We start from the raw sequence: 26488 nt of genomic DNA, 5'->3' as shown, positions 1-26488 counted from the left end.
TCGAGAAACCTTGATTTTCGGTTGCGGCAGCGTGGCGGCCGAGCCTCGCTCGGAGAAGGTTTCGAAAGATGCCGCCGCGGCGTGCACCGCGGCGGCGGGACACCTTATCCCGGCGTCAGCACCACCTTGGTCCATTCGTTCTGGTTTTCCTGAAAGTTCCGGTAGCCCTCGGCCGCCTCTTCCAGAGACAGCCGGTGCGAGATCAGGAAGGTGGTGTCGATCTGCCCCTCCATGATGCGTTGCAGCAACTCGCTTGTGTATTTCTGCACATGGGTTTGGCCGGTGCGGACCTGCAGCCCCTTCTGCATCAGCGCCCCCAGCGGGAACTTGTCGGCGAACCCGCCATAGACGCCGGGGACCGACACCCGCCCGCCCTTGCGCACCGCCGTCAGCGCCATGCGCAGCACATGCGCGCGGTCGGCGCCGATGCCGATCTTCTGCTTGGCCGCGTCCAGCAGGTTGTCGGGGGAAAACCCGTGGCTTTCCATCCCCACCGCGTCGATCACCGCGTCGGGGCCGATGCCGCCGGTCATCTCCATCAGCGCCTCGAGCACGTGACTGTGGCGATAGTCGATGGTGCGGGCCCCCAGGTCGCGGGCCAGTCGCAGCCGGTTGGGGTGGTGGTCGATGCCGATCACCTGACCCGCCCCCATAAGCAGCGCCGACTGGATCGCGAACAGCCCGACCGGGCCGCAGCCCCAGACCGCGACGCTGTCGTCCGGGTGGATCTGCGCGTTTTCCGCCGCCATCCAGCCGGTGGGCAGGATGTCGGACAGGAACAGCACCTGTTCGTCGGGGATGCCGTCGGGGATGACGATGGGGCCGACGTCGGAAAACGGCACCCGCACATATTCCGCCTGTCCGCCCGGATAGCCGCCGGTCAGATGCGAATAGCCGAACAGCCCGCTCATCGCGTGGCCGTAAAGCAGCTCGGAGGCTTCCTGCGTCTCGACTGGGTTCGAGTTGTCGCAGGCCGAGAACTGCCCCTGCGCGCAAAAGAAACAGGCGCCGCAGGAGATGGTGAACGGGACCACCACCCGCTGGCCCTTTTTCAGGGTCGAGCCGGGGCCGGTCTCGACCACCCGGCCCATGAACTCATGCCCCAGGATGTCGCCCGGCTGCACCCCGGGGATCACCGCGTCGTAAAGATGCAGGTCCGAGCCGCAGATCGCCGTCGCCGTCACCTGGATGATCGCGTCGCGCGGGTTGACGATGCGGGGGTCGGGGACGGTCTCGACCCGCACGTCATGCTTTCCCTGCCAAGTCAACGCGCGCATCAGCCGTCCCTCCGTTCGTTGTCCGCGGTGGCGATCTCGCCGGTTTCCACCAGCATCTTCAGGCGCTTGAGCGCCTGCCGGCACAGCCGCCCGGGGTCGGTGCCCTGCATCCAGGCGGCGTAATGCCCGGCCAGCCCCCAGCGCGGACGCCAGGCGACATGGGCCTCGGCCTCGGTGCCGCGGGCGGCGGGGGCGTCGCGCAGCTGCAGCTTGATCTCGACGTCGATCTCGGCCTCGTCGACGGATCGCCAGGCCAGCAGTTCGCCCGGGCGATCCTCGACCAGCCGCGTCTCGACCTCGATCGGCGCGGGGGTGGCGTCGATGGTCCAGACGAAGCGGTCCCCGGGGTGCTGCCGCAGGCCGAGCGTGCCGCCGAAGATGCGGTTGAGCCGGGCGGGATCGCGCCACTGCGCATAGATATCCGCCCGCGAGGCAGAGATCGTCACCGTGCGCCCGTCTACCCGGTAGCCGCCGAAATCCAGCCGCCGCGCCGTGCGCCCGGGCGCGTCGTCCGAGCGGCGCAGGTCCTCGGCCCGCCGTCGCAGCAGCATCGCGGCCGCCAACGACAGCCCGGCGGCGCCGGCGATCAGCGCCAGCTCCCGCTGGCGCGACATTCCGGGCTCTCTCCGGCTTTGCACTTGCCTATTCCTCGTCCGCGTCGGCGGGCTTTCCGGTGTTCTTGTGGTGCTGGCTTTCCTGGTTTTCGCCGCGCAGGATCATGTCGCTGTCGTCATCCTCGGCCCGCCGTGGTGTGTGGCCCTCGGCGATCTGCTGATGGGGGTGCTCGGCGGCGTCCAGATACGGGCGCGGATCGAAATCCTTGTCGGCGTTGCTGGTGTCCACGCGCTTTTCGATGATCTGCCGCTGCTGCTGATGGGTCTTGGTGCCGCTCATGGCGCTGTCCTTTACTTGTTCGTGCGTCCGCGCTGGTTGGGATCGATGCCGCCCTCGGGGGTGGTGTCGTTCAGCACGTCGCCTTCAAAGGTGTTGTCGCCGCCGATGCCCGGATCGTTGCGGTCCGCGCCTTTCGAGCGGCCGATGCCGGGATCGTTGCGCAGGTCCGCGTCCGAGGGGTGGCTGGTCTTGGGATGCTTGTTGGCCATGTCCTTTCCTTTGCTCTTCCTTTCCGTTCGACGGCCGGGGAAGCCCGGCCTTGCGAGGGGACGACAACCGCAGAGCGCGCCGAATGTTCCGGTATCGGTGCGGCCGCAGGCCCGGGCAGGCGGCGAGGGCAAGAAAATGTTTCACTTTTCCGGGTGATCTTTGTTTTCCCGCCGCCGGGCGCAGGGCAACCTTGGGCAAGTCGGTCGAGCCGCGCCTGATGCCGAACCTGTCGCGGCGGCTCCACAGCAAAGGAAAACGCATGACCGGGATCCGTCTTGGTGCCGATATCGGCGGCACCTTCACCGACATCGCGCTGGATTGCCGCGGGACGTTGCATTCCACCAAGGTGCTGACCAATTACGCGGCGCCTGAACAGGCGATCCTGGACGGCATCGCCGTGGTGCTGCGCGATGCCGGGATCACCCCGGCCGAGCTGGAGATCGTCATCCACGGCACCACCCTGGCCACCAACGCGCTGATCGAGCGGCGCGGCGCCCGCACCGCGCTGGTCACGACCGAAGGGTTCCGCGACGTGATCGAGATGCGGACCGAAAGCCGGTTCGAGCAATACGACCTGAACCTGCAACTGCCGACGCCGCTGGTCCCGCGCGAGGATCGCTTTACCGTCAGGGGCCGGATCGGCGCGCAGGGGCAGGAATTGCAGCCGCTGGACGAGGCCGCGCTGGAACGCATCGCCGACCATATCGCCGCCGAGGGTTTCGGCGCGGTCGCCATCGGCTTCATCCATTCCTACATGAACCCCGCGCATGAACGCCGCGCGCGCGAAATCATCGCCGCCAAGGTCGGGGTGCCGATCTCGATCTCCTCCGAGGTCTCGCCGCAGATGCGCGAGTTCGAGCGTTTCAACACCGTCTGCGCCAACGCCTATGTGCGCCCGCAGATGGCCGACTATCTTGCCCGGCTGCAGGTGCGGCTGAAGGAAATGGGCGCGTCCTGCCCGGTCTTCATGATCCATTCCGGCGGCGGGCTGATCTCGGTCGAAACCGCGGCCGAGTTCCCGGTGCGGCTGGTCGAATCCGGCCCGGCGGGGGGTGCGATCTTTGCCGCCGACGTGGCGCAGCGTTTCGGGCTGGACCGCGTGGTCAGCTATGACATGGGCGGCACCACCGCCAAGATCTGCCTGATCGAGGATTTCCAGCCCCGCACCGCCCGCACCTTCGAGGTCGCGCGCACCTATCGCTTCTGCAAGGGATCGGGGATGCCGATCTCGATCCCGGTGATCGAGATGATCGAGATCGGGGCGGGGGGCGGCTCCATCGCCTGGGTCGACGCCATGGGCCGCATCCAGACCGGGCCGGAAAGCGCCGGTTCGGAACCCGGCCCCGCCTGCTATCAGCGCGGCGGCGAGCGCCCGGCGATCACCGATGCCGACCTGATCCTGGGCAAGCTCGACCCCGAGAACTTTGCCGGCGGCGCGATCCACCTGTCGGTGGACAACGCCCGCGGCGCGATCCTGCGCGACGTGGGCGCGCGGCTGGGGCTGGACGCCGAACCCGCCGCCTTTGGCATCTGCGAGGTGGTGGACGAGAACATGGCCAACGCCGCCCGCGTCCATGCGGTGGAAAACGGCAAGAACATCTCGGACAACATCATGATCGCATTCGGCGGCGCCGCCCCCCTGCATGCGGCGCGGCTGTGCGAAAAACTGGGCATCGACCGCTGCCTGATCCCGCCGGGGGCCGGGGTGGGGTCCGCCATCGGTTTCCTGCGCGCGCCCTTCGGCTATGAGGCGCTGGCTTCCAAGGTGGTGCGGCTGTCCGAGTTCGACGCGGGCGCGTTCAACGCGCTGGTGGACGGGCTCAAGACCACCGCCGAAGGGTTCGTGCGTGCAGGCACCCAGGGCGCGATCCTGCGCGAGATCACCGCCTTCATGCGCTATGTCGGGCAGGGCTGGGAAATCCCGGTGACGCTGCCGGACCGCCTCTTTACCGCCGACGACGTGGCGATGCTGCAGGGCAGTTTCCGCGACAATTACGCACGGTTTTTCGGCCGCGCCATCGACGGGCCGGATCAGGCCGGCGACGGGCTGGAAATCGAGATCGTCACCCTGTCGGTCAAGGCGCAGGATGAACGCGCAGCGCCCGAACGGCTGGCGATCACTACCGGCACCACCCTGGCCGATGCGCCCGCCAGCCGCCCGGTCTTCGACCCCGCCCGCGGCGAGACCCTGCCCACCGCGATCGTGGACCGCGCCGCCATGGCCCACGGCACCCGCGTCAGCGGCCCCGCCGTGATCGTCGAGCGTGAAACGGCGACCGTCGTCACCTCGCCCTTTGACGTGGTGATGCAGGCGGACGGCACCCTTCTGATGATCCGCAAGGAGATCGCGGCATGACCCCCACCCCCCAGGACGCGACCCGCGAAATCCGCATGCAGGTGATGTGGAACCGCCTGATCTCGGTGGTCGAGGAACAGGCGCTGACCCTGCTGCGCACCGCATTTTCCACCAGCGTGCGCGAGGCCGGCGACCTGTCGGCCGGCGTCTTCGACCCGCAGGGGCGGATGCTGGCGCAGGCGGTGACCGGCACCCCCGGCCACGTTAACACCATGGCCGAGGCGGTGCTGCATTTCATCGCCGAGATCGGGCGCGAGCGGATGCTGCCCGGCGACACCTATGTGACCAACGATCCGTGGAAGGGCACCGGGCATCTGCACGACATCACCATGGTCTCGCCCTCGTTCCTTGGCGACCGGCTGGTCGGGTTCTTCGCCTGCACCGCGCATGTGGTCGATGTGGGCGGGCGCGGCTTCGGCGCCGACGGCAAGTCGGTCTATGAGGAAGGCATCCAGATCCCGATCATGAAATTCGCCGAGGCCGGGCGGGTGAACCACGATCTGGTGCAGATCATCCGCGCCAATGTGCGCGAGCCGAACCAGGTGGTGGGCGATTTCTACTCGCTGGCCGCCTGCAACGACGTCGGCCACCGCCGGCTGATCGAGATGATGCAGGAAATCGGCCTGACCTCGCTGGACGATCTGGGCGAGTTCATTTTCACCCGCACCCGCGCCGCCACGCTGGACCGCATCGCGGCGCTGCCCAAGGGGGCGTGGTCGAACGAGCTGCTGACCGACGGCTATGACCAGCCGGTCAGGCTGGCGGCGACCGTCGAGATCGCCGACGGCGCGGTGAACGTCGATTTCACCGGCGGCGATCCGGTCAGCCGCTGGGGGATCAACGTCCCGATCATCTATACCAAGGCTTACGCCTGCTATGCGCTGAAATGCGTCGTCGCGCCGGACATCCCGAACAACTGGGCCTCGCTGGACCTGTTCACCATCTCTTCTCCGGTGAATATCCTGAACGCGGAACGCCCGGCGCCGGTCAGCGTGCGCCATGTCATCGGACATCTGGTGCCGGATCTGGTGCTGGGGGCGCTGGCGAAAGCGCTGCCGGGCAAGGTGCTGGCCGAAGGCTCGGGGGCGCTGTGGAACATCCATATCTCGGCCCGCCCGCAGACCGGGCAGGACGGGCGCCGGGCCGAGATCCTGATGTTCAACTCGGGCGGGATGGGCGCGCGGCCGGGGCTGGACGGGCTGTCGGCGACGGCGTTCCCCTCGGGCGTGATGACCATGCCGATCGAGGCGACCGAGCAGACCGGCCCGATCGTGGTCTGGCGCAAGGAGCTGCGCCCCGATTCCGCCGGCGACGGCGAATATCGCGGCGGGCTGGGGCAGGTGATCGAGATCGAGGCCGCTGACGGCCACCAGTTCGAGTTCTCGGCCATGTTCGACCGTATCGGCCACCCGCCGCGCGGCCGCAATGGCGGCGCCGACGGCAAGCCGGGCAGCGCCATGCTGGACGACGGCACGGTGATGCGGCCCAAGGGCTGGCAGCAGGTGCCCGCCGGGCGGCGGCTGGTGCTGAACCTGCCCGGCGGCGGCGGCTACGGCGACCCCGCCGCCCGCAGTGCGGCTGCGCGCGCCAACGACAGGACCAGGGGCTACGTCACGGAGGACGGGAAATGAGCTATGTCGCAAGCCGGCTGGCGGTGGTGAAGCCGTCAGCCTCGATGGCCGCGTCGCAGGCGGCCAAGGCGCTGGCCGCCACCGGGGTCGACGTGATCGACCTGGGGCTGGGAGAGCCGGATTTCCCCACCCCCGCCCATGTGATCGAGGCCGCGCACAAGGCCGCACTGGCGGGCGAGACGCTGTATACCCCCGCCGCCGGCACCGTGGCGCTGCGCCGCGCGGTCGCCGACAAGTTCCGCCGCGAAAACGGGCTGGATTATGCCGAGGCCGACATCGCGGTGGCCAACGGCGCCAAGCAGATCATCTTCAACGCGCTGCTGGCCACGCTGGACCAGGGCGACGAGGCGATCCTGCCCGCGCCCTATTTCGTCAGCTACCCGGAAATGGTGAAGCTGCTGGGCGGCGTGCCGGTGATGCCGCAATGCGCCGCCGCCGACGGCTTCCGCCTGACCCCCGCCGTGCTGGAAGCCGCGATCACCCCGCGCACCAAATGGCTGTTCCTGAACATGCCCGGCAACCCCTCGGGCGCGGTCTACAGCCGTGAACAGCTGCAGGCGTTGGGCGAGGTTCTGGCGCGGCACCGCCACGTGCTGGTGCTGTCGGACGAGATCTACGAGCACATCATCTTCGACGGGCGCGAGTTCGTCAGCTTCGGGCAAGCCTGCCCGGAGCTCAGGGACCGCACGCTGATCGTGAACGGGGTGGCCAAGGCTTACGCGATGACCGGCTGGCGGGTCGGCTATGCCGCGGGGCCCGCGCCGCTGATCAAGGCCATGACCACGGTGCAGAGCCAAAGCGTGACCTCGGTCGCGGCGCCGATGCAGGCGGCGGCGCTGGCGGCGCTGACCGGCCCGCAGGACGGCGTGGCCGCGTTCCGCGAAGCGTTCCAGCGCCGCCGCGACCTGGTGGTGCGCGGCATCGCCGGGATCGAGGGGCTGACCCTGCCCCCGCCCGAGGGCGCGTTCTACGCCTATATCGGCTGCGCCGCGCTGATCGGCCGCCGTACGCCGGCGGGCGAGGTGCTGGCCGATGACGCGGCGGTGTCGGATTATCTGCTGGCGCAGGCGCATGTCAGTTCCGTCCCCGGCTCGGCTTACGGGCTGTCGCCGTTCTTCCGCATCTCGACCGCCACCTCGGACGAGATCCTGACCGAAGCCATCGCGCGGATCGGCCGCGCCGTGGCCGCACTTGCACCCGCCGAGGAGTTGGCATGACCAAGCCCAGATTCGACACCATCCTGATCACCGGCGCCGCCGGGCGGCTGGGAACGGAACTGCGCCGCGGGCTTGCACCGCTGGCGCGCAGGCTGCGCCTGACCGATCGCACCGGCATCGCCGATCTGCAGCCGAACGAGGAGGCCACCGTCGCCGATCTGGCCGATTTCGACGCGATGCGGAAACTGTGCGAGGGCGTCGACGCCATCGTGCATTTCGGCGGCGCCCCGAACGAGCAGCCTTGGGCTGAGATCCTCGATTCCAACATCCGCGGCAGCTATCACATCTATGAGGGCGCGCGGCAGGCCGGGGTGCGGCGGGTGGTCTATGCCTCGTCCGTCCACGCCATTGGCTATCACCGGCTCGAGGACCACATCGACGCCAACGACCCGCACCGGCCCGACAGCCTGTACGGGCTGTCGAAATGCTTCGTCGAGGATCTGGGCCGGCTCTACTGGGACAAGTTCGGCATCGAAAGCGCGATGCTGCGGATCTTCTCGTCCTTTCCCGAGCCGGCGGACCGGCGGATGCTGTGGTCGTGGCTGTCCTTTGACGACTGCGTGCGGCTGGTGACGGCGGCGCTGACCGCGCCCCGCGTCGGGTTCACGGTCTCGTTCGGGATGTCCGACAACGCGGTGAAGCCGGTGGACAACCGGCTGGCCGGACATCTGGGCTATCGCCCGCAGGACAACACCGAACGTTTCCGCGAGGCGATGGAGGCGCGCACCCCGACGCCCGACCCGGACGCGCCGGCGGTCAGGACGCTGGGCGGCTGGTTCGTGGACCTCGGCCACCCCGATGACGAGGAATAGGCGCGCCTGCCCCTGCCCAAGCCCAAGCCAAAACCCGCGCCGTGCCCGGCGCGGGTTCTTTCGTTTCAGATCACCGCCTCTTCCATGAACGGCTCGTTGGCGGGGATGCGTTCGTAGCGGAAGGGCGTCAGGTCCAGCGTCTGGAAGCCGCCGTCCACGATCAGTTCCGCCACGCCGCGGCCCACGGCGGGGGATTGCTGCAGCCCGTGGCCGGAAAACCCGTTGGCGAACATGAAGTTGCTGACCTCGGGGTGGAAACCCACGATGCCGTTGTGGTCCAGCATGTTGTATTCGTAATGCCCGGTCCAGCTTTGCCGGACCCGCAGCGCGTCAAAGGCCGGGATGCGGTGCCACAGCGCGGGCCAGATCCGGTCCTCGAACTCTTCATGCCGGGCCGAGAAATCGTCGTAATCGGCCGGGCCGTCGTCCAGCGGCGTGTTGCCGGTCAGGAACAGCTCGCCTTCCGGGCGCACGAAGGTGCCCGACAGGTCGATCACGTTCGGCATCCGGCCGGGGATCGGGGTCTCGCTGGCGAACACGAAGCTGTAGCGCTTGAAGGGCGCGACCGGGATCGACAGCCCCGCCATGCCCGCGACCTGCTGGGCGCGGGGCCCGGCCGCGTTCACCACGATGCCGCAGTCCACCACCTCGCCCGTGGACAGGCGCACGGCGGTGACGCGATTGCCCTTCATGTCCATGCCGACCACGGCGTTGTCGATATATTCAATGCCGCTGGCCCGCGCCGCCCGGCGCAGCCCGTTCAGCAGGCCCATGGAATCGAACCAGCCTTCCTCGCGCGCGCCCCAGGCGCCGCCGCCCAGATCCTCGACGTTCAGCCAGGGAAAGCGGTCCTTCAGCGGCCCGGGTTCCAGAAACACCGTGTGGGCGCCCAGACTGCGCTGCAGCTCGACCCGCTCGCGCGCGGCCGCGACCCCTTCGGGCGACACGCAATACAGATAGCCGTGTTCGCGGAACCCCAGGTCGGGCGCGGGCTCGTTCGGATAGAACGGCGCCATGCGTTCGGCAAAGCCGTTGATGAACTGGATGCCGAACTGGCTGATCCTGACGTTGATCGGGTTGGAATACTGCTGCCGGATCGCGCTGGTCGACAGCGCGGTCGAGGAAAATTCGTAGGTGCTGTCGCGCTCGACCACCAGCACCGAGGCGCCGTCGCCCAGCTTCTGGGACAGCCAGTAGGCGGTGGACGACCCCACCACCGCACCGCCCACGATCACGATGTCATAGGCGCGCCGGGCAGGGGGGGTGTATTTCGGAATGGGCATCATGGGCCTCTAGAGCGAAAAGGATGCGATCAGATTGTCCGAGCCGCGCGCCAGCAGCCCAAGGTCCGCGCCAACGGCGACCATGGTGAAGCCGTCGCGCAGATAGCGGTCGGCGTCGGCCTTGACGGGCGCGAGGATGCCGGCGGCCTTGCCGGCGCCGCGGGCGGCCTGCAGCACGCGGGCGATGGCGTCCTGCACATGGTCAGCGCCGGGGTTGCCCATCGCGTCCATGTTGGTGGACAGGTCGCCCGGCCCCACGAACAGCACGTCCACGCCCTCGACCGCGGCGATCTCGGCGGCATTGGCGACGCCGGTGGCGCACTCGATCTGCACCGCTAGCAGCTGATTCGCCCGCGCGCTGCGGTGATAATCCTTGATGCGGCCGAACTGGTTGGCGCGGTGGCCGGTGGAAAACCCGCGGATCCCGGCCGGGGCATAGGACATCGCCGCCACGATTTCGCGCGCCTGTTCCGCCGTGCGCACGTTCGGGATCATCAGGCTGCGCGCGCCCGCGTCCATGAACTGCTTGATCAGCACCGCGCTGTCCGAGGGCAGCCGCACCGCCGCCTCGCACGGGAATGCCGCCGCGGCCTGCAATTGCGCCATGGTGCTGCGCAGGTCGTTGGGGCTGTGTTCGCCGTCGATCAGCAGCCAGCCGGCCCCGGCGCCGGCCATGATCTCGGTGCTGAGCGCGCTGGCCAGCGAGCACCACAGCCCCAGGCTGGGCCGCCCCGCAGCGAGCGAGGCTTTCAACGGGTTCGGACGCTCTTGCATGATTCTGGAACTCTCCGTGCGATGGGGTTGTCATTTGTATGATGACATATATCATACGTTGCAACCGGGAAGTGGCGAAAGGGTCGGACAGTGAGAATCGGTTTTATCGGGCTGGGGGTGATGGGCGCGCCGATGGCCCGCAATCTGGCCGCGGCGGGGCATGAGCTGACGGTGTCGCTGAACCGTTCCGGCCTGCCCGAGGGGCTGGCGGCGCAGGTGGTCGCCACCCCGGCCGAGGTTGCGCGCGCATCCGAGGTGGTCATCACCATGCTGCCCGACACCCCGGACGTGGAGCGGGTGCTGCTGGGCGCGGGCGGCGTGGCCGAGGGCATCGCGCAAGGCGCGCTGGTCATCGACATGAGCTCGATCAGCCCCATCGCCACCGCGCATTTCGCCGCCGTGCTGCGCGAGAAGGGCGCGGGCTATCTGGACGCGCCGGTTTCCGGCGGCGAGGTCGGGGCCAAGGCCGCCAGCCTGACCATCATGGTCGGCGGCCCGCAGGAAGAGTTCGACCGCGCCCGCCCGATCTTCGAGGCGCTGGGCAAGAACATCACCCTGGTGGGCGAACAGAACGGTGCCGGCCAGACCTGCAAGATCGCCAACCAGATCGTCGTCGCCCTGAACATCGAGGCCGTGGCCGAGGCGCTGGTGTTTGCCTCCAAGGCCGGTTGCGAGCCCTCGCGGGTGCGGCAAGCGCTGCTGGGCGGGTTTGCGTCCTCGCGCGTGCTCGAGGTGCATGGCGAACGCATGATCTCGCGCAGCTTCGACCCCGGCTTCCGCATCCGGCTGCACCAGAAGGACCTGGGGCTGGCGCTGGACAGCGCGCGGACGCTGGGGGTGGCGCTGCCCAACACCGCCACCGCGCAGCAGCTGTTCAGCGCCTGCACGGCGCAGGGCGCGGCCGACAGGGATCACTCGGCGCTGGTGACGGCGCTGGAAACACTGGCTCATCACCCGGTTGCGAAAGGCGGCGCCTGATGCGTGGAACTGGCAAGGCAGACGTGTTCGTGATGCTGGCCCACCCGGTCGGCCACGCGAAAAGCCCCGGCATCTTCAACCAGATCTTCGAGGAAAAGGGGCTCGACAGCCTCATGGTCCCGCTGAGCTGCCGCCCCGAGGATTTCAACCTGTTCTGGGATGGGCTGACGGCGGCGGAAAACGTGCGCGGGGTCATCATCTCGGTCCCCTACAAGACCCGGGTGTTCGAGAAATGCGCCGCCGCCCATGACCGCGCCGCCCGCGTGCGCAGCGCCAATTCGGTGCGCAGGCAGGCGGATGGGACATGGTACGCCGATAATTTCGACGGCGTCGGCTTCATGGACGGGCTGGCGGCCGGCGGGCATCAGGTGCGGGGCAAGCGCATCCTGCAGGTGGGGGCGGGGGGCGCGGGCGCCTCGCTCGCCTATTGCCTGGCCGAAGCGGGGGCCGCGGAAATCAGGCTGGCGGACGTGGACCGCGACCGGGCGCAGGCGCTGGCCGATCTGGTCGCCGCCGCCTATCCCGCGTGCCGGATCGCGGTCGGGGCGGCCGATCCCTCGGGGATGGACATGGCGATCAACGCCACCCCCATGGGGCTGAAGCCCACCGACCCGCTGCCGATGGACACCGCGGCGCTGACCCCGGACATGACCGTCGTCGACATCATCATGGAGCCGGCGGAAACCCCGCTGCTTCGCGAAGCTGCGCGCATCGGCTGCCGCATCCAGCCCGGCCGCCCGATGATGGATTTCCAGACCGAGGCGATGGCGCGGTTCTTCGACATCGAGCGCAAGGACCGCGCCGATGGCTGAGATCGCAAGCGCCGTGGTCATTGGCGGCACCTCGGGCATCGGCCGCGCCATCGCGCTGCGCTTTGCGCAGGCGGGGGCGCAGGTGGTCGTGGCCGGGCGTGATGCCGCGCGGGGGGATGCGGTGGCCGGGGAATGTGCCGCAACCGGGGCGCCGCTGGCCCGCTTCATCGCCGTCGACGTTGCCGACCCGCAGTCGCTGGAATCGCTGGCCGCACAGACAGATGCCGCCATCGGCGCCCCGCAGGTGGTCGTCAACTGCGCCGGCATCCTGCAAAGCGGCAAGCATGTGCTGGACCAGGACCTGGACGAAGACGAACGCATGTGGCGCATCAACTATCGCGGCACGCTGGTCGGCTGTCAGGTGTTCGGGCGGCTGATGCAGCGGGCGGGGCGGGGCGGCGCGATCCTGAACGTCGGCTCGCTGGCCTCCTTCGCGCCGCTGTCGCTGCCGTCCTATACGCCGGGCAAGCAGGCGGTGCAGGCGCTGACCGGGATCCTTGCCGCCGAGCTTGGCCCCCATGGCATCCGCGTCAACGCGGTCGCCCCCGGCTATACGCTGTCGGACGGGCTCAAGGCCCGCATCGCCGCGGGCGAGCGCGACCCGCAGGCGATCAAGGACACCACCGCGCTGCGCAAGTTCGTGGCCCCCGAGGACGTGGCCGAGGCAGCGCTGTTCCTGTGTTCGGATCGCGCCGCCTCGATCACCGGGGTGACGCTGCCGGTCGATGCCGGCTGGCTCGTCCAGGCCCCTTACGCGCATTACCTGCGCGGCAACCCCATCAGACAGGCAGCACCATGACCGACATTACCCGCTTCGACTTCGACACCCGCATCCATCACGGGGTGGTTCACAACGGCACCGTCTATCTGACCGGGCAGGTGGCCGAGCCGGGCCAGTCCGCCGCCGAGCAGATGCGCGAGGTGCTGGCCAAGATCGACGACCTGCTGGCCAAGGCCGGCACCGACCGGACCCGCATCCTGCATGTGCAGATGTGGCTGGACGACGTGCGCGACTTTGACCAGGTGAACGCGGTCTGGGACGCGTGGATGCCGATGGAACACGCGCCGGCGCGGTCCTCGGGGCAGGGGCGGATGGCAAAGCCGGGGATGCTGGTCGAACTGATCGTCACCGCCGCGCTATAAGGCGGGGCGCAGCCGAAAAGGGGGCACCATGAGCAGACGCAAGCCGCTTTCCACCATCGTTTCGGAAAGCCTGACCGAGCGGATCACCTCGGGCGAATGGGCGCCCGGCGCGCAGCTGCCGACCGAGGCCGAGCTGGGCGAAGAGTTCCAGGTCAGCCGCACCGTCGTGCGCGAGGCGATCGCCCGGCTGCGCTCGGCCGGGCTGGTGGTGCCGCAGCAGGGGCGGGGGGTGTTCGTCAGCGAGGCGCCGCAGCCGCAAAGCTTTTCCATCTCGGAAGAGGTGCTTCAGACCCTGCCCGAGACCATCGCCCTGCTGGAACTGCGGCTGAGCGTCGAGGTCGAGGCCGCCGGGCTGTGCGCCGAGCGCCGCACCGATGCCGAGGCCGCCGCGATCCGCGCCTTGATGGAACAGGTCGATGCGCAGCGGGCCGATCCCGCGGCGGTGCCGATCCACTACGACTATGACTTTCACCTGCAGATCGCCAAGGGGTCGCGCAACGAGCTGATGCTGGGGTTCCTGGACTATCTGCGGCCGCTGATCGTGATGCGGTTCCAGCTGGGGCATATCGTGCTGCCGGAACTCAAGGACGCCTATTACGCCCGCATCCACAGCGAGCACGACCGGATCGTCGCCGCCATCGAGGCGGGCGATCCGCTCGCGGCGCGCGAGGCGATGCGCACCCATCTGGCCAACAGCCTGGAACGGGTGCGCGCCTTTGCCGCCGCGGCGGCAAAGGGGGCCAAGGGGCCGCAGCCGGTGGCGCCGCAGGCGGCGCGCGACCTGATCGCGGGATTTCCGCCGGGGCGGCGGCAGTGATCCCTTTCCGTCCGGCCGCAGGGCGGTTTCGCAAAGGGAATCTTTCCTGTCGCAAGGACTAATTGGTTTTGCGGCAGGGCCGATGGCCGGAAACTGACCGAGGGCGCTAAGGAGGCGCCGGGGCATGAAGACAGCCTTCGTTACGGGTGCAACAAGCGGCATCGGCCGCGCCATCGCGCTGGAACTTTCCCGGGCGGGCTACGAGGTGGTCGCCGCCGGGCGCTCGGCCGCGGCGCTGCAGGCGCTGGCCGCGGACGGCATCACCCCGCTGGTGCTGGACGTGACCGACCGTAACGCGGTGCGGCAGGCGCTGTCGGGGCTGCGCATCGACCTGCTGGTGAACAACGCCGGGATCATGCCTCCACTGGCCAATTTCGCCGACGCCGAGCTGGCCGACATCGACGCCGCCATCGCGGTCAACCTGTCGGCGGTGGTGGCGCTGACCCGGCTGGCGGTCCCGCAGATGCGCGAACGCGGCAGCGGGCATGTGATCTTCACCGGCTCGGCCGCCGGCCACGCCGCCTTCCCGAACATGGCGGTCTATTCCGCCACCAAGGCCGGGATTTCCGGCTTTGCCGCGGCGCTGCGCGCCGATCTGGCGCCGCACGGCATAAGGGTGACCGAGATCGTCCCCGGCCGGGTCGAGACCGCGCTTTACCAGCATATCCTCGACCCCGAGGCCCGGGCCGCGATGTACGCCTCGAAGTCGGTGCAGCCCGAGGACGTGGCCCGGATGGTGCGCGCGGTCGTGGAACTGCCCGAATGGGCCGACGTGACCCGCTTCGACATCATGCCGACGCGGCCCGCAACTCCAGTCAGCAGGTGAGAACATGAAGGACCTTTCCGTGGTGATCGTCGGTGGCGCCGCCGGGCTTGGCGCGCTGCTGGCCCGGATGGCGGTGGACGCTGGCGCCTCTGCCCTGGGCATCATCGACCTGGACCGCGACGCGGCCGACGCCGCGCTGCAACCCGCCCGCGATCGTGGGCTGCCGGTGGCGGCGGCGGCGGCCGACATCCGCCACGGGCCCCAGTGCCACGCGGCCTTTGACGAGATCGCGGGGCAGCTCGGCCGCGTCGACACGCTGATCAACTGCGCCGCGATCTATCCGCGCCGCCCGATCCTTGAGATTACCGACGAGGAATGGGACGCCTCGAACGCCGTGAACGTCAAGGGCACTTATCACATGATGGTCGCCGCCGTGCGCCACATGCGCGAGCAGGAGCCGAAAGCCGAGGTCCGGGGCCGGATCGTCAACCTGACCTCGGTCGATGCGTTCAAGGCGCATCCGCAGAATGCCCATTATGCCGCCACCAAGGCTGCGGTGGTCAGCCTGACCCGGTCCTTCGCGCATCACGTCGCGCCGGACGGGATCCTGGTGAACTCGGTCGCGCCCGCCGGGATGGCGACCGAACGCGCAAGGCAGCTGGGCTTTCTGGACGAACTTGCCAAGGCCAGCCCGCTGGGCCGCGGCGCGCAGCCGGCCGAGATCGCGGAATGGGTGCTGATGACCGGCGGTCCGCGCAACAGCTACATGACCGGCGAAAACGTGATCGTGTCCGGCGGCTATATCTACGCCTGACCCAACCAGGGCCGACCGCGAAAGGAGGCCGCGAAGATGAACGGAAAACTGCGACTTCCCCCGCTGAATGCGCTCAAGGCGTTCCACGCGGTCGCGCGCCACAAAAGCCTGCGCCGCGCCGCCGAGGAGCTGCTGGTGTCGCCGCAGGCGGTGGGCCAGCAGATCAAGCTGCTGGAGGAATGCCTGCAGATCACCCTGTTCGAACGCAAGGGCCGCGCCATCGAGCCGACCGAATCCGCGCTGGTGCTGGCCGAGCATGTCGAGGCCGGGTTCCGCGAGCTGGCCGAGGGGGTGATGCGGGTGACCGGCGGCCCCTATCGCGAGGTGGTGAAGCTGAACACCAGCCCGTGGTTCGCCACCAACTATCTGGTGCAGCGCCTGGCCAATGTGCGCGAGGTGCTGGCCGGCGCCGACCTGCGGCTGACCACCATGGTCGACATGCCCGATTTCGCCCGCGACGACATCGACATGGCGATCCAGTGGGGCTACGGCAGCTGGGGCGACTACCAGTCCGAGCTGCTGGTCACCGACCCCAAGATCATCTGCTGCACCCCCGAGCTGGGCGCGCAGATCCGCAGCCCGCAGGACCTGATCCGCTTCACGTTGCTGGACACGGTGAAATCCAAGCGGTTCTGGAACGACATCCTGCGCCATCTGGGCGTGGACAACGCCGGGCGCGACGGCAGCATCGGCTTTGACGACGCCGCCTCGATGCGCCGCGCGACCCTGCAGGGGATCGGCGTCGGGCTGGTTTCGGTCCCCGATGCCGAAGCCGACCTGCAAAGCGGCGCCCTGGTCGCGCCGCTGGGCATGGACGCGCTGGAAGGAATGCCCCCCGAGGACGTGCCCGGCTTCTACCTGGTGGTGCCGCGCGGGCATCTGCGGCTGCGGCCGGTGGCGGCGCTGCATCGCTGGCTGGTCGGCCAGGACTGGAAAAGCGGGCCTGCCCCGAAATCCCACCTGCGGGTGGTCTCGGGGCGCTGACCCCGACACGCGGGCCGCGGGTGGAGGCGGCCCCGCAACAACATCTGAACACCGAAAAACAATGGGAGGAGAACCAGATGAAACACGTCAGATATGGTCTTGGTGCGGCAGCCATCGCGCTGATCGCCGCCGGTGCGGCCAATGCGCAGCAGGGCGGGCCGACGCTGAAAACGGTCAAGGACCGCGGCACGCTGCTGTGCACCGGCCATGACGGCTCGTATCTCGGCTTTGCCGAGGTGGACGACAAGGGTGCCTGGACGGGGCTCGATATCGACCTGTGCCGGGCGGTCGCCACCGCGGTGCTGGGCGATCCGGCCAAGGCCACGATCATCCCGATCAGCTGGGCGCAGCGCTGGCCCGCCCTGCAATCGGGCGAGGTCGATCTGGTGGTCAAGGCCTCGGGCGCGACGCTCAGCCGCGATGCCGAGCTGGGGCTGCAATTCTCGCTGTCCTATTACCTCGGCACCACCAAGATCATGGCGCACAAGTCGCTGGGGCTGACCTCGCTGGCCGACGCCGACGGCGGCACCATCTGCATCCCCGCCGGCACCACGCAGCAGCAGCAGATCGCCTCCTACTCGGAAAAGCTGGGGGTGAAGCTCGAGCCGGTGCTGATCGAAAAGACCGAGGAACTGGAACAGGCCTATTTCTCGGGGCGCTGCGATCTCTACACGCAATGGGGCCCGGTGCTGGCGATTGCCCGCGCCGCCAAGGGCAATGTCGACGAACACGACATCCTGCCCGACGTGCTGGCGCTTGAGCCCGAGGTGATCGTGATGCGCCCGGGCGACGACAACTGGGTCGATATCGCCAACTGGACCCTGTCGGCGCTGTGGTTCGCCGAGCAGGAGGGGATCACCTCGGAGAACGTCGACGAGATCAAGGCGGACCCGCCCAGCCCCGAGGTCGCCAAGTTCCTGGGCGTGAACCCCGGCATGGGCACGCCGCTGGGGCTGACCGACGACTGGGCCTATAACGTCATCAAGCAGATGGGCAATTACGCGGAGATCTTCGACCGCAACCTGGGCCAGGGCTCGCCCTACAAGATGGACCGGGAAATGACCGCGCTGTGGAAGGACGGGGGCGTGCTCTACCCCTATCTGATCGACTGATCGGCTGCGCCCCGCCCGCCGGTCGCGGCGGGGCGCCCATGTTTTCCGGGGAAAGGTCGGGCCCATGATCCGAATCCTGCGACACCAGAAGGTCCGCAACATCCTGTTGCAGGCGCTGTTCGTGGCGGTGGTGCTGGTCGTCGTCGTCGGCGGCTGGCGCAACGCCCAGCAGGCGCTGTCGTCGCAGAATGTCGTGTCCGGCTTTGGCTTCCTGCAGAAATCCACCGGCTGGGATGTCAATTTCTCGCTGCTGCCGGCCTCGCCGAACGATCCCTACTGGTGGTTCTTCGTGATCGGCATCGTGAACACGCTGTTCCTGGGCACGCTGGGGCTGGTGCTGGCGACCCTGATCGGCGGGCTGGTCGGGATCGCGCGCACCTCGTCGAACGAGCTGCTGCAGCTGCTGGGGCGGCTCTATGTCGATTTCTTCCGCAACATCCCGCTGATCCTGCAGGTGTTCTTCTGGTATGCGCTGGTGACGAACCTGCCTTCGCCGCGCAACGCCATCGACTTTGGCCCGCTGGTACTGTCGAACCGCGGCGTCTACATGCCGGCGCTGAATGTCGGCGGCTGGCATGTGTTCGCCGCGGCCGTGGCGGCCCTTGCGGCATTGGCGCTGCCCCTGTGGCTGCGCACCACCCGCCGGCTGGCGACCCCGCCCGAGCAGCGCGGCGCGCTGGTCTGGAGGGTGCTGGCGGGCGGGCTGCTGCTGGCGGCGGCGATCTTGCTGCTGGGGCGCACGCCGGGCAGCCCGCTGATCGACGCGCCGCTGTTGCAGGGGCTGAACCTGCGCGGCGGGCTGCGCGTCTCGCCCGAATTCTCGGCGCTGCTGGTCGCCATCGGCATCTACGGCGGCGCCTATATCGGCGAGATCGTCCGCGGCGGCTTCAAGGCGGTGGGCAAGGGCCAGACCGAGGCCGCGCATTCGCTGGGCCTGTCGCCGTGGCAGACCTTCAGCCGCATCCGCCTGCCGCTGGCGCTGCGCGCGATGCTGCCGATCCTGGCCAACCAGTATATCTGGCTGATCAAGGCCACGACGCTGGGCATCGCCGTCGGCTTTACCGATTTCTTCATGATCGTTGCGGTCACCATCAACCAGTCGGGCCAGACGCTGGAGGCGATCGGGATCCTGATGGCGGGCTTTCTGGCGATCAATCTCAGCATTGCGGCGATCTTCAACCGGATCAATCGGGCCATCGCGCTCAAGGGCAACCAACTGCGGAGCTGATGGATGAACACTCTTGCCAACTCTGCCGCGGTGGCGCCCCCCGGTCGGGTCCAGATGCTGCGCAAGCGCTATTTCCCGACCCCGTTGCAGGGGCTCGTCTCGGTGGTTTCGGCGGGGCTGCTGGCGCTGATCCTGTGGAAGCTGCTGAACTGGGCGTTCCTGTCGGCGGTGTTCGGCGCGGATGGCAGCGCTGCCGATTGCCGTGCCGCGGGGGGTGCGTGCTGGTCGGTGATCGCCAATCGCTGGCGGATCATCTTCTTCGGGCTTTACCCATACGCCGAGCAATGGCGGTCGGCGCTGGCCTGCGTCGCCGTGGTGGCGATGATCGTGCTGAGCTGCATCCCGTCCTTCTGGCGGCCGTGGCGGCTGGCGGCGGTCTGGATCGTCGGCACCGCGATCTATTACATCCTGATGAAAGGCGGTGTTCTGGGCCTGCGCTATGTGGGCGAGGAGCAATGGGGCGGGCTGGCGCTGACTCTGTTCATCTTTGTCGCCACCTGCCTGATCGGGTTTCCGCTGTCGATCGTGCTGGCGCTGCTGCGCCGGTCCAATCTGCCGGTGATCTCGCGCGGGACGGGGCTGCTGATCGACGCGGTGCGGTCGCTGCCGCTGCTGGCGATCCTGTTCGCCTTTGCGGTGGTGGTGCCGTTCATGCTGCCGGGCTGGCTGCAGACCGGCAAGCTTTACCGGGTGGTGTTCGGCGCAGGGCTGTTCTTTGCCGCCTATCAGGCCGAAATCATCCGCGGGGGCCTGCAGGGCGTGCCCCGCGGCCAGGAAGAGGCCGCGATGGCGCTGGGGATCGGTTACTGGCACCGCGTGGGCAAGATCCTGCTGCCGCAGGCGATGCGCAACGCGCTGCCGGCGACGATCAACCAGTTCGTGATCGGGTTCAAGGAAACCTCGCTGGTGATCGTGGTCGGGTTCTTTGAAATCCTCGCCTCGGGGAACGCCGCCTATGGCACCGGCGAATGGACCTTTGCCTATCGCGAGGTCTACGCCTTCATCGCCCTAATCTATTTCGTCTTTACATACAGCCTGTCCCGCTATGGCGCCTATCTGGAACGGCGCATGGCGATCAGCTCTCGATAAGGATCACAGGAATGGCAGATACGCATCCGACGAATGTTCCCGCGGTCCAGATCAACGGGATGAACAAGTTCTATGGGCATTTCCACGCGCTGAAGAACATCCACCTGACCGTCCACCGCGGCGAAAAAGTGGTGGTCTGCGGGCCGTCCGGGTCGGGAAAATCCACGATGATCCGCTGTATCAACCGGCTGGAGGAACATAACTCGGGCCAGATCACCGTGCTGGGGACGGAACTGAACGACGACGTGGCCAGCATCGACGGGATCCGGCGCGAGGTCGGGATGGTGTTCCAGCATTTCAACCTGTTCCCGCATATGACCGTGCTGGAAAACTGCGTGCTGGCGCCGATGCTGGTGCGCAAGACCCCGCGTGCGCAGGCCGAGGCGGCGGCGATGCGCTATCTGGAAAAGGTCCGCATCCCGGAACAGGCGCTGAAATACCCCGGCCAGCTGTCCGGCGGCCAGCAGCAGCGTGTCGCCATCGCCCGCTCGCTGTGCATGGAGCCGGAGATCCTGCTGTTCGACGAGCCCACCTCGGCGCTGGACCCCGAGATGATTTCCGAGGTGCTGGACGTGATGGTGCATCTAGCGTCCGAGGGGCGGACGATGATCTGCGTCACCCACGAGATGGGCTTTGCCCGCCGCGTCGCCGACCGGGTGATCTTCATGGACGCGGGCGAGATCGTCGAGGAGGCCGATCCCGAGACCTTCTTCCAGTCGCCATCAAGTGACCGCACGAAACAGTTCCTGTCGCAGGTGCTGGGTCATTAGGCGATGACTCGGATGCCCGATCCCGCCGATCTGGCGCGGCAGTTTGCCGAGATGCTTGGCCCGCGCGGCTGGATCGCCGGCGAGGACGCCGCGCCCTGGCAGCGCGACTGGCTGGACCGCCACGGCGTGCCGCCGCTGGGCGTGGCGCGCCCCGGTTCCACGGCCGAGGTGACGGCGGTGGTGCGGGCCTGCCGCGCCGCCGGGGTGGCGGTGGTGCCGCAGGGCGGCAACACCGGGCTTTGCGCCGCGGCGGTCGCGGCGCGGCCGGGCGCGGTGATCCTGTCGCTGGCGCGCATGGCCGGGATCGGCCCGCCCGACCCGGCCAGCGGTTCGATCGAGGTCGGGGCCGGGGTGGTGCTGGCGGCGCTGCATCAGGCGCTGGACGGCACCGGGCTGATGTTCCCGCTGCATCTGGGCGCCGAGGGCTCAGCCCAGATCGGCGGGCTGATCGGCACCAACGCCGGCGGCAGCCACGCCTTTCGCTTCGGGATGATGGGCGACCTGCTGCTGGGGGTTGAGGTGGTGCTGCCCGACGGCAGCATCTGGAACGGGCTGCGCGCGGTGCAAAAGGACAATGCCGGCTATCAGCTGCGCCGGCTGTTCGCGGGGGCCGAGGGCACGCTGGGCATCGTCACCCGCGCGGTGCTGGGGCTGTTTCCCGCGCCCCGGCAGCGGGCGACGGCCTTTCTGGCGCTGCCCGACCTGGCGGCGGCGGTCGCCTTGGGCACCCGGCTGCGGGCCGAGGCGGGCGAGTTCCTGACCGGGCTCGAGTTCTTCTCCGACCTCGGGCTGGGACTGGCGCTGAAACATCTGCCGGGCCTTTCCTATCCGCTGGCCACGCGGGGCGGCGCCTATGTGCTGGTCGAGGTCGCCAGCGGCTCGGATCTGGTGCCGCTCGACGACATTCTGGCGGGCGTTCTGGAATGGGGGATGGGGCAGGGGCTGGTGCTGGACGGCGCGCTGGCCGCGTCCGAGGCGCAGCGCGCGGGTTTCTGGCGGCTGCGCGAGGAACAGCCCGAGGGGCAGCGGCTGGACGGCCCGCAGCTCAAGCACGACATCGCGGTGCCGCCGGGACGGATCGCCGAGTTCGTGGCCCGGGCGGCGCCGCTCTGTCAGGGGCTGCTGCCCGGGGTGCGGATCAACCCCTTCGGCCATCTCGGCGACGGCAACATCCACTATAACCTCAGCCCGCCCGAGGGCGCGGGCGGTTTCGCCGGCACTGATGCCGCGCTGGGGCTGGAACTGGCGCGGCTGGCGACCGCGATGGGCGGCAGCTTCGCCGCCGAGCACGGGCTGGGCCGGACCAAGATCGCGCTGGCCGACGCGCTGCGCCCGCCCGAGGAACGCCGGCTGATGCGGGCGCTGAAACAGGCGCTGGACCCGGACGGCGTCCTCAACCCCGGGGTGCTGGTCGAGGGCTGACCGCCAAGGAAAACTTGCCGGTCGCCCGTTGAAGTTGGTTTCCCCGGGATCGTATCGGGGTCAGGATCGTTTCCATCTGTATGGGGGGCGCGGGAATGATGAACGGTGGGCGGCTTCTGGTCGAAAGCCTGATGGCGCTGGGCGCGCGGGTAGGGTTCGGGGTGCCGGGCGAAAGCTATCTGGCGGTGCTCGACGCGCTGCACGATACACGCGGGCGGCTGGATTTCGTGCTGTGCCGGAACGAGGGCGGCGCCGCCTTCATGGCCGCGGCCTGGGGCAAGCTGGCCGGGCAGCCGGGGCTGTGCTTCGTCACCCGCGGCCCGGGCGCCACCAATGCCTCGATCGGGGTGCATACGGCAATGCAGGATTCCGCGCCGATGCTGCTGTTCGTGGGGCAGGTCGGCACCGACATGAAGGGGCGCGAGGCGTTCCAGGAACTCGACTATCGCGCCGTCTATGGCACCATGGCGAAATGGGCGGTCGAGATCGACTCGGTCGAGCGTATCCCCGAAATCCTCGCCCGCGCCTGGGTCACCGCCACCACCGGCCGCCCCGGCCCGGTGGTGATCGCCCTGCCCGAGGACATGCTGGCCGAGACGACCGCCACCGCGCCGCTGACTGCGCCCCCGCGCATCGTCGAACCCGCCCCCGCGGCCGCGGCGATGGCCGAGGCGCAGGCGCTGCTGGCAAACGCCGCGCGGCCGCTCTTGATGGTCGGCGGCTGCAACTGGACCGACGCCGGCCGCCGCGCGCTGCAGGATTTCGTCGAGGCCAGCGACATCCCCGTGGTGGCGGCCTTCCGCTATCAGGACAGCTTCGACAATTTCTCGCCCTGCTACGCGGGCGAGGCCGGGGTGGGGATGCCCGCCCATGTCCGCGCGCTGGTGACCGAGGCCGACGTGATCCTGGCGGTGAACCTGCGCTTCGGCGAGATGACCACCGACGGCTATACGCTGCTTGACGTGCCGGTGCCGGCGCAACGGCTGATCCATGTCCACGGCTCGGACCGTGAAATCGGCAAGGTCTATCAGCCGACCCTCGGGATCCACGCCGGACCGAACGAGTTCGCCGCCGCCCTGGCCCCGGTCCGCGGCAACTGGGCCGACTGGCGCGCCCGCGCCCGGCAGGGGTTCGAGGACAGCCTGAGCGCGCCGCCGCAACCCTCGCCCGTCGACATGGCGCAGGTCATGGCGCATCTGCGCGAGCTGCTGCCCGAAGACGCGATCCTGACCAATGGCGCGGGCAATTTCACCGTCTGGCCGAACAAGTTCTACCAGTTCGGCCCGCAGGCGCGACTGCTGGCGCCGCAGTCGGGGGCGATGGGCTATGGCCTGCCCGCCGCCATCGCCGCCAGGGTGGCGTTCCCCGGCCGCACCGTGGTCTGTTTCGCCGGCGACGGCGATTTCCAGATGAACTGCCAGGAGCTTGGCACCGCCATGCAGGCCGGGGCGCAGCCGATCGTGCTGCTGCTGAACAACGGCATCTACGGCACCATCCGCGCCCATCAGGAACGCAACTATCCGGGCCGCGTCTCGGGCACGACGATGGAGAACCCCGATTTCGTGCAGCTTGCCCGCGCCTATGGCTATCACGCCGAACGGGTGGCCCGGACCGAGGATTTTCCCGCCGCCTTTGCCCGCGCGCTGGCCTCGGACAGCGGGGCGGTGCTGGATCTGGACATCTCGCCCGAGGCGCTGACCCCGCGCCAGACCCTCAGCCAGATGCGCGCGGCGGCAGAGGCAAAGCGGTAGCGGGCCTGCGCAGCCGGGTCAGCTCGCCTTGTCGCACTGGAAATGCCCCGGACCCATGCTGCAATCGAGGTTGCGCAGACGGCCGTCCTTCAGGCCGTAGATCAGCCCATGCACGCGGATCGGGGCGCCGCGGCGCCAGGCGCGTTGCAGGATCGGCGTCTCGCAGACCCGGCGGACGCCTTCGGCGACGTTCAACTCGGCTAGGCGGTCCAGCCGAGCCTCGGGTCCCGGCTCGCGCGCGAGATCGACGGCATAGCTGCGGGCAAGGCGGCGGATCGGCTCGATCCAGTGCTCGGTCAGGCCGTGCGGAATCTCCTCGGTCGCGGCCTTGACCCCGCCGCAGCCGTGATGGCCGCAGACGATGATCTCGCGCACCTTCAGCGCCTCGACCGCGAACTCGAGCGAGGCGAGCAGGTTCATGTCCGACGAATGCACGATATTGGCGACGTTGCGATGGACGAAGACCTCGCCCGGATGCAGCCCTGCGACCACATTCGCCGGCACCCGGCTGTCCGAGCAGCCGATCCAGAAGTAATCCGGCGCCTGCAGGGCCGCGAGCCGGGCGAAGTGATCGGGGTCTTCGGATTGCCGCGCCTGCGACCAGGCGCGGTTCCGGGCCAGAAGATCGTTCAGCATCTCGTATCCTTGGGGATGGCCGCGCGGGGAGGGGTGCCGCGCGCCAAGGGGTGGCATCAGGCGGCATCCGTCCGCCGCGCGCCAAGGGGAGGCATCGGGCGGGCAGCCGTCCGCCAGGCCCTAGACGGGCTCGAGGTCGGCGCCCGAGATCTCGGCCACTGCCGCCAGCTGCCGCACCAGCGCCTTTGCGGCGCGCGACCACGCCGCCTTTTCCAGTGCCTCGGCGATCCTTGGGCGGGCGGCGGCATAGGGAAGCGGGGTGCCTTCCGCCACGGCATCCAGGCGGATGACATGCCAGCCGTGCCGGGTTGGCACGGGTTCGGGGGTCACCATGCCTTCGCCCAGACCGCGCAGCGCGGCTTCGAACTCGGGCACGGTATCGCCGGGCCGGATCTGGCCAAGCGCGCCCCCCGACGACTTCGAGCCGCAATCGCTGTGCGCGGCGGCCAGCCGGGCAAAGCTGTGCGGATCGGCGGCGGCGCGGGCCGCCAGATCGGCGGCCTGCTCGCGTGCCGCCCGGGCGGCCTCGGCCTTGCGCGGGTCGCAGGCGATCAGGATATGCGACACCTCCCACAGCGGCGGGCTGCGGAACCGGGACGGGTCGCGCGCCCATTCGGCGTGGATCTCGGCCTCGGCGGGGGGCTCGACCGCGACGGCGGTGTCGAGAAGGCCCCGGATCAGGGCCTCCTCCTCGGTCTCGAAGCGTCCCGGGCCAAGCTCGGCCGGCCGGGCTTCCACCCCGCGCCGCCGCGCCTCTTGCAGAAGCAGCGTGCGGATGGCGATGGCGTTCGCCGCCTTGCGCCAGGCGATGCCGGGCTTGCCGCGGGGGGCGTGGTGGTTCTGGGCCTCGGCGGCGATCAGCGCATGGGGCACCAGCTCGCCGTTGACGATCAGATCGGGGAACAGCGCGGCGTTCATCGGCGCTACTCCGCCGGGCTTTGCTGGGCCGCCGCCGGCTTTGCCCGGGCGGTGACCCGTTCGCGCGCCGCCGCCACGACCTGCGGCGCGGGCGCCAGCGGCTGCCGCCGGCGCGAGCGCACGATCTGGTAGCCGCTGCGCCCCAGAAGATAGCGGAACGGCGCCGCGATCCCCGAGATCAGGTGCACCAGCCGGGTGAAGGGGAACACCAGGATGATGGTCAGCCCCAGCACGATATGCGCCTTGAACAGCCAATGCGCATTGGCGATGTAGCCGGCCGCGCCCGAGTCGAAGGTGAAGATGCCCTGCGCCCAGGCCATGAATTTGGTCATCTCGTGCCCGTCCAGATGGCCCAGCGACACCAGCACCGTCAGCAGCCCCAGCACCAGCTGCGCGATCAGCATCGCCAGGATGGCCGTGTCCCAGAAGCTCGAGGTGCCGCGGATGCGCGGGTCGGTCCAGCGGCGCTGGAACAGCATCAGCGCGCCCGCCAGCGCCATCACCCCGGCGATGCCGCCGGCGGCCACCGCCAGGATCTGCTTGGCCGAGTGGCTGATGCCCAGGGTATCGAACACCCAGATCGGGGTCAGCAGCCCGACGAAATGGCCCACGAAGATCACCAGCACGCCCACATGGAACAGGATCGAGCCAAGGATCAGCTGCCGGCGCCGCAGAAGCTGCGAGGACGAGCTTTTCCAGGTGAAGGGGTCGCGGTCGTAGCGGGCGATCGAGCCCATGATGCCGACCCCCAGCGCGATATAGGGATAGATCCCGAAGAGGAAGTTGTTCATCTG

Annotated in this window: 27 protein-coding genes; 18 read left to right on the top strand and 9 right to left on the bottom strand. The window is 68.9% G+C overall.

Annotated features, from left to right (window positions below; genetic code table 11):
- Positions 1 to 104 precede the first annotated feature (104 nt).
- The 4 genes from BUB57_RS10570 to BUB57_RS10555 are packed head-to-tail and all read right to left on the bottom strand — an operon-like array spanning position 105 to position 2380.
- Positions 105 to 1277 (bottom strand): zinc-dependent alcohol dehydrogenase, encoded by a 1173-nt coding sequence (locus tag BUB57_RS10570; RefSeq protein ID WP_073066584.1) that lies wholly within the window; start codon positions 1275 to 1277, stop codon positions 105 to 107.
- Positions 1277 to 1891, bottom strand: coding sequence for an SRPBCC family protein (locus tag BUB57_RS10565; protein ID WP_073066580.1), 615 nt, complete (start codon positions 1889 to 1891; stop codon positions 1277 to 1279). Before BUB57_RS10565 ends, BUB57_RS10570 begins: the two co-directional genes overlap by 1 nt.
- Before the next feature lie 28 nt (positions 1892 to 1919).
- Positions 1920 to 2171 carry a hypothetical protein gene (locus BUB57_RS10560; protein WP_073066577.1) on the bottom strand — a complete coding sequence of 84 codons (252 nt, stop codon included), beginning with the start codon at positions 2169 to 2171 and terminating at the stop codon, positions 1920 to 1922.
- A gap of 11 nt (positions 2172 to 2182) precedes the next feature.
- A complete protein-coding gene (locus tag BUB57_RS10555; protein WP_073066572.1) occupies positions 2183 to 2380 on the bottom strand; it encodes a hypothetical protein in 198 nt (65 codons plus the stop codon).
- A 260-nt stretch (positions 2381 to 2640) separates the two neighbouring features.
- On the opposite strand from BUB57_RS10555, the gene BUB57_RS10550 reads away from it, so the two are divergent.
- Genes BUB57_RS10550 through BUB57_RS10535 form a run of 4 tightly spaced genes read left to right on the top strand, consistent with a single transcriptional unit; the run spans position 2641 to position 8397 of the window.
- Positions 2641 to 4737: a hydantoinase/oxoprolinase family protein gene (locus BUB57_RS10550; protein ID WP_073066808.1), complete on the top strand. Its 2097-nt coding sequence runs from the start codon at positions 2641 to 2643 to the stop codon at positions 4735 to 4737.
- Entirely contained in the window at positions 4734 to 6368 is a 1635-nt protein-coding gene (locus BUB57_RS10545) for a hydantoinase B/oxoprolinase family protein (RefSeq protein ID WP_073066569.1), read from the top strand. Before BUB57_RS10550 ends, BUB57_RS10545 begins: the two co-directional genes overlap by 4 nt.
- Positions 6365 to 7585 carry a pyridoxal phosphate-dependent aminotransferase gene (locus BUB57_RS10540; RefSeq protein WP_073066566.1) on the top strand — a complete coding sequence of 407 codons (1221 nt, stop codon included), beginning with the start codon at positions 6365 to 6367 and terminating at the stop codon, positions 7583 to 7585. Before BUB57_RS10545 ends, BUB57_RS10540 begins: the two co-directional genes overlap by 4 nt.
- Positions 7582 to 8397 (top strand): NAD-dependent epimerase/dehydratase family protein, encoded by an 816-nt coding sequence (locus tag BUB57_RS10535; protein ID WP_073066562.1) that lies wholly within the window; start codon positions 7582 to 7584, stop codon positions 8395 to 8397. The genes BUB57_RS10540 and BUB57_RS10535 overlap by 4 nt, the downstream gene beginning before the upstream one ends.
- Positions 8398 to 8462: 65 nt before the next feature.
- Here the strand turns inward: BUB57_RS10535 and BUB57_RS10530 are convergent, their stop codons facing one another.
- Together BUB57_RS10530 and BUB57_RS10525 are read right to left on the bottom strand one after the other, a co-directional pair.
- Complete coding sequence (locus BUB57_RS10530) at positions 8463 to 9680, bottom strand: NAD(P)/FAD-dependent oxidoreductase (protein ID WP_073066804.1); 1218 nt, start codon at positions 9678 to 9680, stop codon at positions 8463 to 8465.
- Between the two features lie 9 nt (positions 9681 to 9689).
- Complete coding sequence (locus BUB57_RS10525; protein ID WP_073066559.1) at positions 9690 to 10454, bottom strand: HpcH/HpaI aldolase family protein; 765 nt, start codon at positions 10452 to 10454, stop codon at positions 9690 to 9692.
- Between the two features lie 90 nt (positions 10455 to 10544).
- On the opposite strand from BUB57_RS10525, the gene BUB57_RS10520 reads away from it, so the two are divergent.
- The 14 genes from BUB57_RS10520 (at position 10545) to BUB57_RS10455 (ending at position 24140) form a co-directional block, all read left to right on the top strand.
- Entirely contained in the window at positions 10545 to 11432 is an 888-nt protein-coding gene (locus BUB57_RS10520; RefSeq protein WP_073066557.1) for a 2-hydroxy-3-oxopropionate reductase, read from the top strand.
- Positions 11432 to 12244: a shikimate dehydrogenase family protein gene (locus BUB57_RS10515; RefSeq protein ID WP_073066554.1), complete on the top strand. Its 813-nt coding sequence runs from the start codon at positions 11432 to 11434 to the stop codon at positions 12242 to 12244. The genes BUB57_RS10520 and BUB57_RS10515 overlap by 1 nt, the downstream gene beginning before the upstream one ends.
- Positions 12237 to 13043, top strand: coding sequence for an SDR family NAD(P)-dependent oxidoreductase (locus BUB57_RS10510; RefSeq protein ID WP_073066551.1), 807 nt, complete (start codon positions 12237 to 12239; stop codon positions 13041 to 13043). The genes BUB57_RS10515 and BUB57_RS10510 overlap by 8 nt, the downstream gene beginning before the upstream one ends.
- Positions 13040 to 13387 (top strand): RidA family protein, encoded by a 348-nt coding sequence (locus BUB57_RS10505; protein ID WP_073066548.1) that lies wholly within the window; start codon positions 13040 to 13042, stop codon positions 13385 to 13387. The genes BUB57_RS10510 and BUB57_RS10505 overlap by 4 nt, the downstream gene beginning before the upstream one ends.
- 28 nt (positions 13388 to 13415) lie before the next feature.
- Positions 13416 to 14204 carry a FadR/GntR family transcriptional regulator gene (locus BUB57_RS10500; protein WP_084732089.1) on the top strand — a complete coding sequence of 263 codons (789 nt, stop codon included), beginning with the start codon at positions 13416 to 13418 and terminating at the stop codon, positions 14202 to 14204.
- Positions 14205 to 14328: 124 nt separating this feature from the next.
- Entirely contained in the window at positions 14329 to 15030 is a 702-nt protein-coding gene (locus tag BUB57_RS10495) for an SDR family oxidoreductase (protein ID WP_073066545.1), read from the top strand.
- A gap of 4 nt (positions 15031 to 15034) precedes the next feature.
- Positions 15035 to 15784, top strand: coding sequence for an SDR family NAD(P)-dependent oxidoreductase (locus tag BUB57_RS10490; protein ID WP_073066542.1), 750 nt, complete (start codon positions 15035 to 15037; stop codon positions 15782 to 15784).
- Between the two features lie 36 nt (positions 15785 to 15820).
- Complete coding sequence (locus BUB57_RS10485) at positions 15821 to 16768, top strand: LysR family transcriptional regulator (RefSeq protein WP_073066538.1); 948 nt, start codon at positions 15821 to 15823, stop codon at positions 16766 to 16768.
- A gap of 77 nt (positions 16769 to 16845) precedes the next feature.
- Complete coding sequence (locus tag BUB57_RS10480; protein WP_073066801.1) at positions 16846 to 17880, top strand: amino acid ABC transporter substrate-binding protein; 1035 nt, start codon at positions 16846 to 16848, stop codon at positions 17878 to 17880.
- A 64-nt stretch (positions 17881 to 17944) separates the two neighbouring features.
- Positions 17945 to 19108 (top strand): amino acid ABC transporter permease, encoded by a 1164-nt coding sequence (locus BUB57_RS10475; protein WP_073066533.1) that lies wholly within the window; start codon positions 17945 to 17947, stop codon positions 19106 to 19108.
- A 3-nt stretch (positions 19109 to 19111) separates the two neighbouring features.
- Positions 19112 to 20197, top strand: a complete 1086-nt coding sequence (locus tag BUB57_RS10470) for an amino acid ABC transporter permease (protein WP_073066530.1) — start codon at positions 19112 to 19114, stop codon at positions 20195 to 20197.
- A gap of 11 nt (positions 20198 to 20208) precedes the next feature.
- Entirely contained in the window at positions 20209 to 20967 is a 759-nt protein-coding gene (locus tag BUB57_RS10465) for an amino acid ABC transporter ATP-binding protein (RefSeq protein WP_073066526.1), read from the top strand.
- Positions 20968 to 20979: 12 nt separating this feature from the next.
- Complete coding sequence (locus BUB57_RS10460; protein ID WP_073066521.1) at positions 20980 to 22389, top strand: FAD-binding oxidoreductase; 1410 nt, start codon at positions 20980 to 20982, stop codon at positions 22387 to 22389.
- A 95-nt stretch (positions 22390 to 22484) separates the two neighbouring features.
- On the top strand, positions 22485 to 24140 hold the full coding sequence (locus BUB57_RS10455) for a thiamine pyrophosphate-binding protein (RefSeq protein WP_073066518.1): 1656 nt from the start codon (positions 22485 to 22487) through the stop codon (positions 24138 to 24140).
- A gap of 18 nt (positions 24141 to 24158) precedes the next feature.
- Here the strand turns inward: BUB57_RS10455 and BUB57_RS10450 are convergent, their stop codons facing one another.
- The 3 genes from BUB57_RS10450 to narI form a co-directional block, all read right to left on the bottom strand.
- Positions 24159 to 24776, bottom strand: a complete 618-nt coding sequence (locus tag BUB57_RS10450) for a carbonic anhydrase (protein WP_073066513.1) — start codon at positions 24774 to 24776, stop codon at positions 24159 to 24161.
- 120 nt (positions 24777 to 24896) lie between these two features.
- Complete coding sequence (locus tag BUB57_RS10445; protein ID WP_073066509.1) at positions 24897 to 25694, bottom strand: peptidylprolyl isomerase; 798 nt, start codon at positions 25692 to 25694, stop codon at positions 24897 to 24899.
- Between the two features lie 5 nt (positions 25695 to 25699).
- A complete protein-coding gene (gene narI / locus BUB57_RS10440; protein WP_073066506.1) occupies positions 25700 to 26485 on the bottom strand; it encodes a respiratory nitrate reductase subunit gamma in 786 nt (261 codons plus the stop codon).
- Positions 26486 to 26488 lie beyond the last annotated feature (3 nt).

The sequence above is a fragment of the Paracoccus solventivorans genome (assembly GCF_900142875.1).
Taxonomy (GTDB): Bacteria; Pseudomonadota; Alphaproteobacteria; order Rhodobacterales; family Rhodobacteraceae; genus Paracoccus; species Paracoccus solventivorans.
The sequence above is the reverse complement of the archived record's forward strand: the minus strand, read 5'-3'. Positions and strand labels throughout refer to the sequence as shown.